The following is a 15,090-nucleotide window of genomic DNA, read 5'->3' as shown; positions in this document are numbered from 1 at the left end:
GACGGCGCCGGGATGTGGGCGGCGCCGGGTACAAAGGAACTGGGTCGGGCCCGAGCGCGGCGGGCGACGATCGACAGGTCGTCAGTGATCGACACCGTCCGTGAGTGATCCCGAGGAGTCGCCGTGTTCCTGATGGACCAGCAGGACCCGTCCACCGAGCCGCTGCTCGTCTTCTCGGCGAGCGACCTCGTGGCCGCGAGCGAGTGCGAGTACCGCCTCCTGCGCACGCTCGACGAGAAGGTCGGCCGCGCCGCGCACCCCGCGACCGAGGTCGACGACATGCTCGAACGCACCGCGACCCTCGGGGACGTGCACGAGCAGCAGGTCCTCGCGGGCTTCGTCGACCTCGTGGGGGCCGACGCGATCCGCGAGATCCCCGTGCCGCGCACCGTGCGGCGCGCAGACCTCGAGGCCGCGCACGTCGCGACGCTCGACGCCCTGCACGACGGCGTCGACGTCGTCTACCAGGGCTCGTTCTTCGACGGCCGCTTCCACGGCCGCGCGGACTTCCTGATCCGCACGGACAGCCGGGCGGCCCGTGCCGGGCACCACGCGGCCGGCCCGACGACGTCGGGCACCCTGGGCGTCCCGGGAACCGGCGGCCCGGAGTACGCCGTGTACGACGCCAAGCTCGCGCGCCGCGCGAAGGTGCCCGCGCTGCTCCAGCTCGCGGCCTACGCCGACCAGCTCCTCGCGGCCGGGGTCGAGACGTCCCCGGTGCTGCACCTGATCCTCGGGACGAGAGCCGTGACCGATCACCGGCTCGCGGACGTCCTGCCCGTCTTCCGCGAGCGGCGCACCGAGCTGCTGCGGCTCCTGGACGCGCACCGGGCGAGCGGCGAGCCCGTGGCCTGGGACGCGCCCGGCCTGCGCCAGTGCGGCACGTGCGCGTACTGCGCGCAGCAGGTCACCGAGCACGACGACGTGCTGCGCGTCGCCGGGCTGCGCAGCACCCAGCGCGTCCGGCTCCGCGCGGCCGGCATCACGACCATGACCCAGCTCGCGAGCGCGACCACGCCGCCCCAGGGCCTCGCCGCGCGCACGTTCGAGACGCTGCGCGTCCAGGCCAGGCTCCAGGCCGGGCTCGTCGACGTGCCGGTCGACGGGGGAGGGGTGCCCGACGTCGGGCCCGGCCCCAGCGGGTCGGTCACGTGGAGCACGCCTGCGGACGGGGGCGACGGCGGAGCCGGCCCCGAGGGCACGGCCGAGCCCGAGCGGCACACGCTGTCCTACGTCGTCGTCGACCCGACCCCGCTGCGGGACCTGCCGCGCCCGGACCCGGGCGACGTGTTCTTCGACTTCGAGGGCGACCCGTTGTGGTCCGCGCCCGACGCCTCGCCCGAGGGCATCGTCTGGAACATCGACTACCTGTTCGGGCTCGTCGAGCGACCGGGCAGCCCCGGCGAGAAGCCGCCCTTCACCGCGTTCTGGGCGCACGACCTCGACCAGGAGAGGCAGGCGCTCGTCGACTTCGTCGACTACCTCGCCAAGCGCCGCGCGCAGTACCCGGGGCTGCACGTCTACCACTACGCACCGTACGAGAAGACGCACCTGCTCTCGATCGCGGCCCGGCACGGCGTGTACGAGCAGGAGGTCGACGACCTCCTGCGCGAGGGCGTCCTCGTGGACCTCTACTCGACCGTGCGGCACTCGCTCAAGGTCTCGGCGCCGTCGTACTCGATCAAGAAGCTCGAACCCCTCTACATGGGCGACCAGCTCCGCGGCGGGGACGTCACGGACGCCGCCGCGTCCGTCGTGGCGTACGCGACGTACTGCGCGGCGCGCGACGCGGGCCGCACCGAGGAGGCCGAGCGCCTGCTGCACGGCATCGCCGACTACAACGAGTACGACTGCCTCTCGACCCTGCGCCTGCACGAGTTCCTCCTGGGGCTCGCGGGCCGCGCCGCTCCCGCGACCTCGGCCCCTGGCCCGGTCGCCGCCCCCCTCGGCACCGGCTGGGAGGACGACCTGCCGCCCGCGCTCGAGCTCTCCGACGCGGAGGTCGCGCGGCGCGCCAAGCGTGCCGAGGCCGAGCAGGTCGAGCTCGACGTCCGAGCGCTCGCGGGCGGCGTGGACGGTCGCTCGGGGGAGGGACGGACCGACGACGAGGAGGCAGTCGCGCTCCTGGGTGCGGGCGTCGGGTACTACTGGCGCGAGGCCAAGCCGTTCTGGCAGGAGTTCTTCGCCCGCCTCAAGGAGCCGGTCGACCAGTGGCAGACGCCGCGCGCGTACTTCCTGGTGGAGCGCGCCGAGGTGATCGAGGACTGGGCGAGGGCCACGCCGCGCAGCAACCCGTCGCGGCGCCTGCGCCTGTACGGCGAGCTGCCGGACGGCTCGGAGCTCAAGGCCGGGTACGACGGCGCCACCGCGCTCTTCGAGGGACCGGCACCCGACGGGATCGAACCCGCCCGCGGTGCGGCGCGGTGGTCGACGGGGAGCGTGCGCGTCCACGGCGTCGAGCGCGGACGGCTGGGGAACGGGCGCGAGGTCGACGTCCTCGACGTGCGCCTGCCCGTGCCCAAGGGGGTCTCGCCGCACGACGTGCTGCCCATGGCGCTCACGGTCGGGCAGGTGCTGCCGACGCCGCAGCAGGAGGCGTCGATCCGGGCGCTGGCCACGGCCGTGCAGGCGCAGAACCCCGGCGGGCCCCAGGCGCCCCTGGTGCTCCCGGACCACCCGGCGATCGACCTGCTCCGCCGTCGCCCGCCCCGCACGGTGTCCGGCGCCCCGCTGCCCGTGGTGGGTCACGGGCCGGAGCGCTACGTCGACGCCGTGACCGACGCGGTCAGGGACCTCGACGGTTCCTACCTCGGCGTCCAGGGACCGCCCGGCACGGGCAAGACCCACCTCGCCTCGAAGGTCATAGGCCGCCTCGTGGCCGAGGGGTGGCGCGTGGGCGTCGTCGCGCAGTCGCACGACGTCGTCGAGAACGTCCTCGCGGGGGTCATCACCAAGGGGGGTGTGCCCGCGGACCGCGTGGGCAAGAAGGCCTCGGGACCCAAGGGGCGCGACGTGTCGACGGTCGGGCGGGACGGGGGTCCCCTGCCCGACGACGTCGCGGCGGCCTCCCTGCCCGACGGCTCGCGGCTCGTGCCCTGGCGCCTCGTCGACTCCCCGCAGACCGCGGCCTTCGTCGCCGAGGGGCCCTGCGTCGTCGGCGGGACGGCCTGGGACTTCGCGCACGCCGAACGGTTCGGCGACGGCGAGCTCGACCTGCTCGTGATCGACGAGGCCGGGCAGTTCTCGCTCGCCAACACCGTCGCGGTCTCCCGGGCCGCGCAGAGGCTCCTGCTGCTCGGCGACCCGCAGCAGCTCCCGCAGGTCTCGCAGGGACAGCACCCCGAGCCCGTCGACCAGTCGGCGCTCGGTTGGCTGACCCGCGCAGGCGGCGGCCACGACGTGCTGCCGCCCGAGTTCGGGTACTTCCTGGCCCGCTCGTGGCGCATGCACCCCGCGCTGTGCGACGCGGTGTCCGAGCTCGCGTACGAGGGGCTGCTGCACGCCGAGGCCGCAGCGGGCGAGCGGCTCCTCGTGGGCGTCGAGCCCGGGGTGCACGTCGTCGAGGTCGAGCACGCGGGCAACGCGGTCTCCTCGGTCGAGGAGGCCCAGGAGATCGTGCGACAGGTCAAGGCGCTGCTCGGGACGACCTGGTACCCGGGAGGGCCCGGTGGGCCGGACGGCGCCGCACGTGCCTCACGAGAACTCACGGAGGACGACTTCGTCGTCGTGGCCCCCTACAACGCGCAGGTGTGGACCGTGCGCCACGCGCTCCAGGCCGCGGGGCTGGGGGACGTGCGGGTGGGCACGGTCGACAAGTTCCAGGGCAAGGAGGCGCCGGTCGCGATCGTCTCGATGACGGCCTCGGCCCGCGAGGACGTGCCGCGCGGAATGGAGTTCCTGCTCTCGCGCAACCGCGTCAACGTCGCGGTCTCGCGCGGCCAGTGGTGCGCCGTCGTGGTCCGCTCGCCCCGGCTCACGGACTACCTGCCGAACCACCCCGAGGAGCTCGCCGAGCTGGGTGCGTTCATCGGGCTGTGCCGGTCGGGCGTGGCGCCGCTCCGCTGAGTGCGGGGTAGTTGTCGTCGTGTCGGGCTTCCGACGACAACTACCCCGCACTCAGGCGGTCGGCGGCGTGAGGTCGGTCCAGGTGCTGGTGCCCGTGGGGGAGAGGGTGCGGACCCTCGGTCCAGGGTGCAGCCGGGCGTCCGCGACGTAGCGCGCGGCGAGCTCGGCGTCGGCCGCGTGGTCGCCGTGGTCGGCCCGGACGAGCAGGTCCGCGATCTCGTCGACCAGTGCGAGGTCGAGTCCCTCGAGGGTGTCGTCCTGGCTCATCGCCCCCCAGGTGTCCCAGAGGAGCAGCTCGTCACCCTGGCGGTGGGCGAGCTCGAACAGGACGTAGTCGTGGACGAACCAGTCGCCCCGGATCGGCAGCCCCGGGTCGACCCCGAACAGGTCGACGTCCACGAGCCCGGCCCGGAAGGCGAGCCAGGCGATCGACGCGGGGACGAAGGGCAGGGCCAGGTCCTCGGCGACGTCCCCCGTGCCTCGCGGCAGGTCCAGGGGGTCGAACGGGAAGGTGGCGGTGCCGGCCGTGAGCTCGGGGTCCCAGCGCACCCACCGCCCGTCGTCCCAGTGCTCCACGACGACGTGGTCGTGGTGGAAGCCCGCGGTGAAGTACCCGGCGAAGCCCACGCGGGTGCGCGCCGGGACGCCGTGCTCGCGCAGGACCCCGACCGCGAGGAGCGAGTGGTCCCGGCAGCAGCCCGCGACCCGGTCGCTCGCCGCGCGGGGGTCGATGAGCGTGGTCCCGTTCCGCGCGTGGTCGAGGTCGAGGATCGTCGCGAGCCATCGGCTGTTCACGTCGGCGGCGCGCTCCGGTGGGAGCGAGGCGGCCTCGCCGCGGTAGTGCGCGATCACGTTGCACACCACCTGGCCCAGCGGACCAGGTTCGGTCGGGACCCCTCGCAGGAGGACGGCACGGTCGCCGGGGGACGAGTAGGCCGAGTGGGCCGCGTAGTGCGCGACCTCGGCGGGAGTGGCCGAGGTGTCGCGTCGGGCGATCGTGCCCGGGACAGGGACGGACGGCGTGGCGCGGGACGTGGGCAGGTCGGTCATCGAGTCCTCCGGAACGGTTGGGCGACCAGGCAGACGGCGTCCTCGGCGTGCCCGGGACGCAGGGTCGGGTAGATCTCGCGGGCGCTGCCCACCGGTGTGCCGTGCTGCTGGACCCACCAGCCCACGGCGTCGTAGGCGCGCAGGATCCGCGGGTACCGGCACTGCTCGGCCGTGACGGGAGCGAACGCGAGCTCCCGGGACGGCTCGACCCGGGTCCCGATCTCCTCGGTCGGCTCGACGGTGCCGCTGAACGGGAGGCACACCTCGACCTGGCCGTCGTCGTCCGGGCTCACGATCCCGCGGTACAGCACGTGGAACTCGTCACCGGGGGTCGCGCCCGACCGCTCGACGTGGCGTCGCAGCCCGATCACCGAGAAGTTGATGGCCGCGAGAAGCGCGTGCTGGTCGACGTGCGACGTGATCACCGCGAGCTTGAGCGGAGGATCGGTGCGGACCTGGACGGGGAAGCCCGTCCCGGCACCCGCCGCGCCATCGGCCGGGCCGAGCACGCCGAAGGGCTCGTGCGGGCTCCCGGCGCCCTCCGGAGCGGACAGCAGGTGCGCGAGGTACTCGACCACGGCGCGGCGTTCCACGACCTCGGCCTCGCGCGCGGCCCACCAGCCGCGGAGCCGCTGCTCGGCGTCGGGCGACGCCTTGTCGAGCAGGTGCGCGACGTCGGTGAGCGGCATCCCGACCCGCCGCAGGAGGGCGACGAGCCGCGCGCGCTCGAGCTGCGCCGGGAGGTAGTACCGGTAGCCGGTCCCGCCGTCGACGAAGGCCGGGCGCAGGAGCCCGCTGTCGTCGTACAGGCGCAGAGCCTTCGCGGAGAGGCCGGACCGGCGGGAGAACTCGCCGGTGGTCAGGGCCGTGGAGTCGGGCACCGTGCCAGTCTCGACCCTGCCCCTGGGGCAAGGTCAACGCTCGGGTCGGAGGTGTGGTGCCGCCGCACGCCGCACTCAGCGGGCCTGGACGGCCGAGGGACTCAGAAGTCCCCGAAGCCGCCGAAGTCCCCACCACCGAAGTCGCCGAACCCGCCGAAGTCGCCGCCTGCCTCGGTGAAGTCGCCGCCGCCGCTGTCGCCGGCCCCCGTGTCGCCGGCTCCCGGGTCCGTCTCGCCGCCGGCCTCGGCCGCGCCGGGGTCGCCCTCGCCCGAGGTCCCGCCGTCGCCGGCGAAGTCCGCGGCCGGGTCTCCGAACATCGGGCCGAACAGCATGTTGGCGACCGCTGAACCGATCACGACGCCCGCGATGGTGCCGAGCATGCTGGACCCGATCATCGAGCCCATCCCCGGTCCGCCCTGGCCGCCCTGCCTGCCGCCGAACGACCGCTCGAGCGTGCCGGGGTTGCGCATCTCGGCGCGGGTGGCCATGCGGGCGAGCGACTGCGGGTCGTCGGAGGTCGCGCGCTCGGCGGGCGGCAGGTTCTCGCCGAGGTCGGTCAGCACCCGGCGCCGCTGCTCGGGTGTCAGCCGCTCGAACGCCTCGGCGTGAGCCTGCTCGACGGCCTCGGGGGGAGCCGTGCGCAGCAGGTAGCGGTAGCGGTCGATCGCGACGTCGTCCTCGCTGCGCCCCGGACCCGTCGGAGCGGGGGGAGGGGTGCCGTACACGGGGGATTCGTGGCCGTCGTAGGTCGCGTGGCGGCGCGGCGTCCCCTCGTCCTGCGGAGTGCGGCCGAGGAGGCGGTCGAGGAATCCCATGAGCGTGTCCTTCTGGTCGAACCGTCGAGGGCGGACGCCCTCACCGGTTCAACGTGGCGGCCGGCCGGCACGTTCCGCCGGGTGCATGGTTCGGCGGAGAGGCGCCCGGCGAGTCGCAGAAGAGTCACGCAGTCAGCGAGGCGCGGGCTCCGGCACGCTGCCCACCCCACCCAGGAGCCGGACGTTGAGCGCCCGCCCCGCGAGCTCGAGCGCGTGGTACTGCTCGTGCACGCGCACGGTGGTGCCGGGGTCGAGGTCGAGCCCCGTGTGGTGCCACACCCGGCACGCTCCCTCGCCCGTCGCGTACTCGACGACGACCTCCTCGCCCCCGTCGCGCGCCCGCACCGCGAGCACGACGCCCTCGCGCCAGCCCCAGGGCCGGTTGCGGAGCATGCGCCCGTGGACGTCGTGGAGGAGGTGGCCGGGGTCGAACTGTCGGCACACGACGGACGGGGTGCAGGCGACGACCGTCGCCCGGCGTTCCATGACGCGCTCGGCCATGGTGCTCCTTCTCTCCGTGCCCGACGGCGGAGCTCGCCTCCGTGCCGGTACGCACCCGGGACGGTCCCCGGGCGAGGGGCACGAGGAGGCGCCCTACGGCGTCGGGCCTCGCTCTTCCCCCACGATCGTGGGGGCGGGTCTTCCTCCGGGAGCACCGTGCGCGTCGCGCGGTTGCCGGACCAGCACGCCGGAGGGCGGTTCGCTGGTCCTCTGGACCGTTCTCAGTTCTACCACGGCGTCACCGACCGGGCACAGGGGTACCTGGTCCTGGACGCACGAGTGCCCCCGACCGGCGAACCGGTCGGGGGCACTCGTTCAATGATCAGCTACGCCCGGAGGCGAGTGAGATCAGAGCGGGCGGATGTTCTCCGCCTGCGGGCCCTTGGGGCCCTGCGTCACGTCGAACTCGACGCGCTGGTTCTCCTCGAGCGAGCGGAAGCCCTGCGTCTGGATGGCGGAGTAGTGCGCGAACACGTCGGCGCTGCCGTCCTCAGGTGCGATGAAGCCGTAGCCCTTTTCGCCGTTGAACCACTTCACGGTTCCCAATGCCATGGGGATCTCCTTCTAGAGTTTCAAACAGCTCCATGATCTGGAGCCGAACATCACGGTGTTCGTCGTCAACTCTTGGGTAACAAGGTTCGCGGTGGCATGGGGCCGTTGCGCAAGGACAAGCGAGGCACTGCAATCTCACCGGCTACGGTACAGGGGTTACCCCGACTGTGCTAGCCCTGATGCTAACGATTGAAGTACGCATGCCCGCCAACCAGGTCAGGGCCGAGCAAATCGGGCACGGTCACGAGCGTGTAGCCGGCGGCCCGCAGGCCGTCCACGATGCCCGGGACGGCGTCCACGGTCGAGGCGTGGATGTCGTGCATCAGCAGGATAGCCCCAGGTCGCACGCCTGCGAGGGCCCGTTCCGAGGTCTGGACCGAGTCCTTGTTCTTCCAGTCCTCGGTGTCCACGTTCCACAGGATCGACGGCTCGTTGCGCTGGGAGAGGACACTCGTCACAGTGTCGCTCGTGGCGCCGTACGGAGGGCGCACGAGGGTCGGTCGGACACCCGACGCGGCCTCGACCGCGTCCGCCGTCGACGTGAGCTCGTCGGTGATCTGGTCCGTGCCGAGCTTCGAGAGATCCGGGTGGGACCAGGTGTGGTTCCCCACGACGTGCCCTTCCGCGACCTCGCGGCGAACCACGTCAGGGTGCGTGCCGACCGAGCGGCCGACGAGGAAGAACGTGGCCTTGACCTGCTTCTCGGCGAGGGTGTCGAGCAGGCGGGACGTGTGCTTGCCCGGACCGTCGTCGAAGGTCAGCGCCACGCAGCTGAGCACCGAGCAGTCCGGGGCACCGGGGGACGCCGGCGGGACGGGCTGGGTCGTCACGGGCGGCGGCTCGACCGGGGGCGGCGCGATCCCCGTGAACGGGGTGCCGCTCGCCGCGGCGTCCGCGATCTGCTTCCCGACCGCGGACAGGACCGTGCGCGTCGCGTCGGGCTCGATGCGCACCGCCAGCTCGCCGTCCGAGCGGGCCGAGACGAGGCCGGGGGAGAAGACCAGGGTCGCGGCGCCGTCGGGCCCCAGACGGACGTCCCGGAACGTGTCCTCCGCGGCGGGCACGGGGTCCTCGAACCCGAGCCCCGCGGCGTCGAGCGAGGCGTCGACCCACTGCGCGGCCTGCTTGCGGCCGTCGGCCGTGAAGAGGTCCGACGACCACGTCGTGGTGGCACGCGGGATGTCGGTGTAGAACGTCTGCGCGCCGACCTCGCCGTTCGCCCCGCCCGTGAAGGCGTACGTCGTGGCGCGAACCCCCAGCACGTCACCCTGCGCGAGGACCAGGTCCCACCCCACGTTGAGCTCGTTGCCCACCCCGTCGGGGTCGATCGCGGCGTCGTAGACCTTCTCGGTCTGGTCGACGAACGTGCCGAAGGCGCGCGAGAGCGAGTGCTCGCCCGGGATCGAGACGGTCGAGATCGAGCGTGCGTCACCGGCGTCCGCGGTCGACTCCTGGTGGACCGTGAGGTTCTCGACCGACGCCGGGTCCAGGACCGTGGGCGGGTCGACCCGCTCGGCGGGGAGCGGGGACGCCGTCGGTGACGGGGCACCCGTGGGGGAAGCCTCCCCGGACGGGTCCGCCGAGGCGCGCGTCAGGTAGAACATGACCCCCGCGACCACGACCAGGAGGGGAACGAGCACGGCGAGGACCCAGACGGCTCGGTTCCGCGGGCGCGCGGGAGCGGAGCCGCCCGGCGTCAGGTCACGGGACGGAGGAAGCGACTGGGGCATCGAACCACCGTGCCACCCGTACCCGGTGCTCGTCGCGACCGGCACGGTGTATGAGAGCAGCGCCACAGTCGCGTGCGACACCTTCTCGCACGGTCGTCGCAACGACTCCACGGCCTTCACCGACCGGTCACCGTTGCCCGGCCCCTCCGTGGCCGCTCCGGCGCGACCACCAGGGGCCCGCCGGACGGGTGGTGCGCGCGGCGGACGTCGAGGTAGAACTGGGTGATGGTCTCTCCCACGCAGGTCCCCGACGTCGTCCTCAACAACGGAGTCACCGTCCCGCAGGTCGGGCTCGGCGTCTTCAAGGTGCCCGACGACGCGACCCAGGCGAACGTCGAGCAGGCGCTCGAGGCCGGCTACCGGCACATCGACACCGCGGCGGGCTACTACAACGAGGCCGGCGTCGGTGCCGCGCTGCGCGCGAGCGGTCTGCGGCGCGACGAGATCTTCGTGACGACCAAGCTCCGCAACGGCGACCAGGGGTTCGAGTCGGCGCTGCAGGCGTTCGAGGACTCGCGCGAGGAGCTCGACGTCGAGGTCGTCGACCTCTACCTCGTCCACTGGCCCGTCCCCAGCAAGGACCTCTACGTCGAGACCTGGCGGGCCTTCGAGAAGCTCTACAGCGACGGTGCGGTCCGCGCGATCGGCGTCTCCAACTTCCTGCCCGAGCACCTCTCGCGCCTGCTCGCCGAGACCGACGTGGTGCCCGCCGTCAACCAGATCGAGGTCCACCCGACCTACCAGCAGCGCGCCACGCAGGCCGCGACCCTCGCTGCGGGGATCGCGGTCGAGGCGTACTCCCCGCTCGGCCGCGGCGCCGACCTCGACCACCCTGCGGTCGGCGCGATCGCGGCATCCCACGGCGTCACGCCCGCCCAGGCGATCCTGCGCTGGCACGTCCAGAGCGACCGGATCGTGATCCCCAAGTCCGTGAACCCCGAGCGCCTCGCGGCCAACATCGACCTGTTCGGCTTCGAGCTCTCGCCCGACCAGGTCGCGGCGATCGACGCGCTCGACTCGGACGCCCGGCTCGGCTCCGACCCGGCGACGGCCGCGTTCTCGCAGTACCCGTCCTGAACTGGCCGCGGGGCCGCGGGCTGCGGGTTCGCGGTCTGCGGGGCCGCGGTCTGCGGGCCGCGGGTGGCCGGGTGGCGAGGCCGCCGGTCGGCCGACCTGCCGGAGCCCGGCACCGGATCGAGACGTTCCCGTGACGGCGCCGTAACGCGGGACGGAGTCTCGCGTAACCGTGCCCGCGTACGTTCCAGGCACTCAGGTCGTCGGACCCGGGGCCCGGGACCTCGGGCGCCTTGTCCGGTTCGCCGGGTGTGCCTCCCCGGTTGCAATTGTGCATCTGGGGTTTCGCGCTCGTCCGACCTGTGCCATCGTCAGCACGTTATTCAGTGCTGAATATCAGGTGATCCACCGCGGGTGCGAGGTCTCTGAGCACCCTGGGTGCGATCTGGGCGCACGGAGGTTCGGAATGCAACGCACAGCACGTCGAACGACGGGTGGGCTGGCTCTCGCGCTGGCCGCCACCCTCGCCATCACCGCATGCGGTACCCAGTCTCAGGGGGACAACGGAAGCTCGACGGAGTCGTCGAGCGAGTCAGGGTCGGCCGATCTGAAGATCGTGCCGTCCGTCCAGATCGACATCGACGGCAAGGAGGTCCCGGTCGAGACCTCGGGCGACCCCGTCGACCCGGCCGGAGACGGCACGGCAGAGTGTGCCGAGGGCACCTCGATCGCCGTGGCCGGCGCCTTGACCGGCCCCAACGCGGCGCTCGGGCAGAACATCCTCTACGGCGCCAAGGTCGCGGTGGACGCGTTCAACGCCGCGAACGCGGGCTGCCAGGTCACGATCAAGGAGTTCGACACCGAGGGCGACCCGCAGAAGGCCACCCAGGTCGCGCCGCAGATCGTCGGCGACCCGAGCATCATCGCCCTCCTCGGCCCGGCGTTCTCGGGCGAGACCTCGGCAACGGGCGACGTCTTCAGCCAGGCGGGGCTCCCGTCGCTGTCGGCGTCCGCCACCAACCCCGACATCACCAAGAACGGCTGGAAGACGTTCTTCCGCGGTCTCGCGAACGACGCGGTCCAGGGCCCGGCCGTCGCCAAGTACATGGTGGACACGCTCGGCTACGAGAAGGTCTGCGTGGTCCAGGACAACTCGGACTACGGCGTGGGTCTCGCGAAGGAGATCACCGCAGGGCTCGGCGACGCGGTCGACGACTCGTGCTCGGCCGAGGTCAAGGTCGGTGACAAGGACTTCGCGGCCGCGACGCAGCTCATCTCGAGCTCGGACGCCGACGCGGTCTTCTACGCGGGCTACTACGCCGAGGCCGCGCCGTTCGCGCAGCAGCTGCGTGACGCGGGCGTCGACATCCCGTTCGTGTCCGCGGACGGGACCAACGACCCGCAGTTCGTGACCCAGGCGGGCGCGGCGTCCAAGGGCGCGATCCTCTCGTGCCCGTGCGGCCCGGCCCCTGACGAGTTCGCCTCGGCCTACGAGGCGCTCAACGGTCAGGCTCCCGGCGTCTACTCGGTCGAGGGCTACGACCTCGCGACGATCATGCTCACGGGCATCGCGTCGGGCGTCACGGACCGTGCCGGGATGCTCGACTTCGTGACGAACTACGACGGGGAGGGCCTGGCCCGCACCTACAAGTGGGACGACACGGGCGAGCTCTCGTCCGCGCTGATCTGGATCTACGAGGTCCAGTAGCCGGTCGGCGCCTGCCGGTCCGGAGCGCCGCCCCCTTCCCGGCCGAGGACGGCCGGGTCGGGGGCGGTGTGCCCTGACGGCAGGTGCCGAGCGGGCCGTGGTGCGTCCGCCTCCTCGCGAGGAGGGCGCGCCGCGGTCGGTCGACCGCCCTCCCACCGGCTCGAAGGAGCACCCATGTCGATGCTCGTCCACGACGTCCTCGCCGCAGACCCACTCATCGGATTCGACCTCGCGGCCCTGGGCCGCAACTTCTGGGCCCTCACCGTCGACGGCCTGACCTACGGCGCGGTCTACGCGCTCGTCGCGGTGGGCTACACGCTCGTCTACGGCGTGCTGCGCCTCATCAACTTCGCCCACTCCGAGATCTTCATGCTCGGCATGTTCGGGCAGTACGCCACGCTCCTCGCCCTGGGCTTCTACCCGAGCGGTGACGCGTTCGACAAGGGCATCCTGCTCACGGTGGTCTACCTGGGGATCGCGATGATCGGCGGCATGGTGGTCGCGGGAGGGGCCGCCGTCGGGCTCGAACGCGTGGCCTACAGACCGCTGCGCAAACGCGGGGCCCCGTCGCTCGTCTTCCTCATCACCGCGATCGGCGCGTCGTTCGTGATCCAGGAGTTCGTGCACTTCGTGCTCCCGGCCCTGACGGGTGGGGAGCTGGGCGGCGTGAACGCCGAGCAGCCCATCCGCCTCGTCGAGCCCGAGGTGCAGTTCACGCTCTTCGGCGCCAACGTCACCAACGTCACGCTCATCATCATCCTGTCGGCGCTGATCCTGGCGCTCGCGACCGACATGTTCATCAACCGGACCAAGTTCGGCCGCGGCATCCGCGCGGTCGCGCAGGACCCCGTGACGGCGACCCTCATGGGGGTCTCGCGCGAGCGCATCATCATGCTGACGTTCCTCATCGGTGGCGTCCTGGCCGGGGCCGCGGCGCTGCTGTACACGTTGCGCGTCCCCAACGGGATCATCTACTCGGGCGGCTTCATCCTGGGGATCAAGGCGTTCTCGGCGGCGGTCCTCGGTGGGATCGGCAACCTGCGCGGGGCGCTGCTCGGCGGCCTGCTGCTGGGGGTCATGGAGAACTACGGCCAGGTCGTGTTCGGGACGGAGTGGCGCGACGTGGTCGCGTTCGTCCTGCTGATCGTGGTCCTGATGTTCCGGCCGACCGGCATCCTCGGCGAGTCCTTGGGGAGGGCACGAGCATGAGCACCAGCACTCCTGCGCAGAACGACGGGGTCCCCGGCGGCAAGGCCGCGACGAACGGCACGACCCAGCCTGCACGTCCTCGCCCCGAGCTCCCGCCCGCAGGGCAGACGCCCGTGGCCCAGCGTCCGCACGGCGGCGTGGGGGACCGGTTCCGGCTGTGGTGGGACGCGCTCGCGCGGCCCGCGCAGTGGGGGTTCGGGGTCCCGTTCATCCTGTTCATCGCGCTCCTGCCGATCCTGAACATCCCGGTCCTGACCACGGTCGGCACCAACTTCGGGGCCGTGATGGCGCAGTTCGGGATGTATGCGCTCATCGCGATCGGCCTGAACGTCGTGGTGGGGCAGGCGGGCCTGCTCGACCTCGGCTACGTGGGCTTCTACGCGATCGGCGCGTACACGCTCGCGATCATGACGAGCCCCGACAGCCCGTGGAACGTGACGCAGCCCGAGGGCTGGCTCTCGGACGACTGGGCGTGGCTCGCGATCCTGCCGGTGGCGGTCGCGATCACGGCCATGTCGGGCCTGGTCCTGGGGTCCCCGACGCTGCGTCTGCGGGGTGACTACCTCGCGATTGTGACGCTCGGCTTCGGCGAGATCGTGCGCCTGCTCGCGGACAACCTCGACGAGGTCACGGGCGGTGGACAGGGGCTCAAGTCGGTCGCCTACCCGCGGCTCGGGGTCACCGAGGAGCTGCCGAACGGGGTGTTCTCGGCGGGCAACGTCGGGACGACGCTCAACTCGGGCGTGTGGTGGTTCTGGCTGTCGCTCGTCTTCATCATCATCTCGCTCCTGCTCGTGGGAAACCTCGAGCGTTCGCGCGTGGGGCGGGCGTGGGTCGCGATCCGCGAGGACGAGGACGCGGCCGAGATCATGGGCGTGCCGACGTTCCGGTTCAAGCTGTGGGCGTTCGTCATCGGGGCGTCGATCGGCGGCGTCTCGGGCGCGATCTACGCGGGCCAGGTCCAGTTCGTCATCCCGACGAACTTCAACATCATCAACTCGGTGCTGTTCCTGTGCGCGGTCGTGCTCGGCGGCCAGGGCAACAAGCTGGGCGTGATCCTGGGGGCGTTCATCATCGTGTACCTGCCGAACTTCTTCCTGGGGCGTACGTCCCTGTTCGGCATCCCCATCGACGGCAACGAGATCGCGAACTACAAGTACCTGTTCTTCGGGGTCGCTCTCATGGTGCTCATGATCTTCCGTCCGCAGGGGCTCATACCCGTCCGGCAGAAGCTCCTCACGTACGGGCGGGAGCTGTACGTCGCGGCGCGCCGCACGCTCGCCAAGGTGCCCGACGGCGGCCCGCAGGCCGCGTACGCGACGTCGGCTCCGGCGTCGGGCACGGGGAACGGGGCCGGGCGCGGTGCCCCCGGGGGCGGGACCGACGGTCCCGCCGGGAACGGTCCCGGGGACCACGACGAGACCACCGACGGGAGGAACCGATGAGCAACGATCCTGGTGGCATGGGGGCCGGCGGCGACGTCGGCGACGCACACCTGTCGCTGTCCGCGGACGCGGGCGAGCCCCTGGCCGAGAAGTACCTGCCCGGTGCCGGGCTCGCCGAGC

At 72.3% G+C, this 15,090-nt stretch carries 11 protein-coding genes and 1 riboswitch; of the genes, 5 read left to right on the top strand and 6 right to left on the bottom strand.

Annotated elements, in window-relative coordinates; translation table 11 throughout:
• Nucleotides 1-132: 132 nt before the first annotated feature.
• On the top strand, nt 133-4,065 hold the full coding sequence (locus JOD49_RS10545; protein WP_205308920.1) for an AAA domain-containing protein: 3,933 nt from the start codon (nt 133-135) through the stop codon (nt 4,063-4,065).
• A 51-nt stretch (nt 4,066-4,116) separates the two neighbouring features.
• On the opposite strand, the gene JOD49_RS10540 is transcribed toward JOD49_RS10545, so the two are convergent.
• The 6 genes from JOD49_RS10540 to JOD49_RS10515 form a co-directional block, all read right to left on the bottom strand.
• The gene (locus tag JOD49_RS10540) at nt 4,117-5,115 is read right to left on the bottom strand and encodes a transglutaminase-like domain-containing protein (protein ID WP_205307151.1); all 999 of its coding nucleotides are present in this window, start codon (nt 5,113-5,115) and stop codon (nt 4,117-4,119) included.
• A complete protein-coding gene (locus tag JOD49_RS10535; RefSeq protein ID WP_205307150.1) occupies nt 5,112-5,996 on the bottom strand; it encodes a MerR family transcriptional regulator in 885 nt (294 codons plus the stop codon). The genes JOD49_RS10540 and JOD49_RS10535 overlap by 4 nt, the downstream gene beginning before the upstream one ends.
• Before the next feature lie 101 nt (nt 5,997-6,097).
• Nucleotides 6,098-6,811, bottom strand: coding sequence for a hypothetical protein (locus JOD49_RS10530; protein WP_205307149.1), 714 nt, complete (start codon nt 6,809-6,811; stop codon nt 6,098-6,100).
• Nucleotides 6,812-6,943: 132 nt separating this feature from the next.
• Nucleotides 6,944-7,312: a hypothetical protein gene (locus JOD49_RS10525; RefSeq protein ID WP_205307148.1), complete on the bottom strand. Its 369-nt coding sequence runs from the start codon at nt 7,310-7,312 to the stop codon at nt 6,944-6,946.
• Nucleotides 7,313-7,417: 105 nt separating this feature from the next.
• A riboswitch (SAM riboswitch) is annotated at nt 7,418-7,529 on the bottom strand.
• Between the two features lie 131 nt (nt 7,530-7,660).
• Nucleotides 7,661-7,864, bottom strand: a complete 204-nt coding sequence (locus JOD49_RS10520) for a cold-shock protein (protein ID WP_030152390.1) — start codon at nt 7,862-7,864, stop codon at nt 7,661-7,663.
• A gap of 182 nt (nt 7,865-8,046) precedes the next feature.
• On the bottom strand, nt 8,047-9,504 hold the full coding sequence (locus tag JOD49_RS10515) for a polysaccharide deacetylase family protein (RefSeq protein WP_205307147.1): 1,458 nt from the start codon (nt 9,502-9,504) through the stop codon (nt 8,047-8,049).
• Between the two features lie 315 nt (nt 9,505-9,819).
• Between JOD49_RS10515 and JOD49_RS10510 the strand changes: the two genes are divergently transcribed.
• From JOD49_RS10510 to JOD49_RS10495, 4 genes are all read left to right on the top strand, one after another.
• A complete protein-coding gene (locus JOD49_RS10510; protein ID WP_205307146.1) occupies nt 9,820-10,671 on the top strand; it encodes an aldo/keto reductase in 852 nt (283 codons plus the stop codon).
• A 553-nt stretch (nt 10,672-11,224) separates the two neighbouring features.
• The gene (locus JOD49_RS10505; protein WP_307822489.1) at nt 11,225-12,316 is read left to right on the top strand and encodes a branched-chain amino acid ABC transporter substrate-binding protein; all 1,092 of its coding nucleotides are present in this window, start codon (nt 11,225-11,227) and stop codon (nt 12,314-12,316) included.
• A 174-nt stretch (nt 12,317-12,490) separates the two neighbouring features.
• Nucleotides 12,491-13,525: a branched-chain amino acid ABC transporter permease gene (locus JOD49_RS10500; protein ID WP_205307144.1), complete on the top strand. Its 1,035-nt coding sequence runs from the start codon at nt 12,491-12,493 to the stop codon at nt 13,523-13,525.
• Nucleotides 13,522-14,970, top strand: coding sequence for a branched-chain amino acid ABC transporter permease (locus tag JOD49_RS10495; protein ID WP_205307143.1), 1,449 nt, complete (start codon nt 13,522-13,524; stop codon nt 14,968-14,970). The genes JOD49_RS10500 and JOD49_RS10495 overlap by 4 nt, the downstream gene beginning before the upstream one ends.
• Nucleotides 14,971-15,090: the final 120 nt, after the last annotated feature.

This window comes from Oerskovia jenensis (assembly GCF_016907235.1).
GTDB classification, from domain to species: domain Bacteria; phylum Actinomycetota; class Actinomycetes; order Actinomycetales; family Cellulomonadaceae; genus Oerskovia; species Oerskovia jenensis.
The sequence above is the reverse complement of the archived record's forward strand: the minus strand, read 5'-3'. Positions and strand labels throughout refer to the sequence as shown.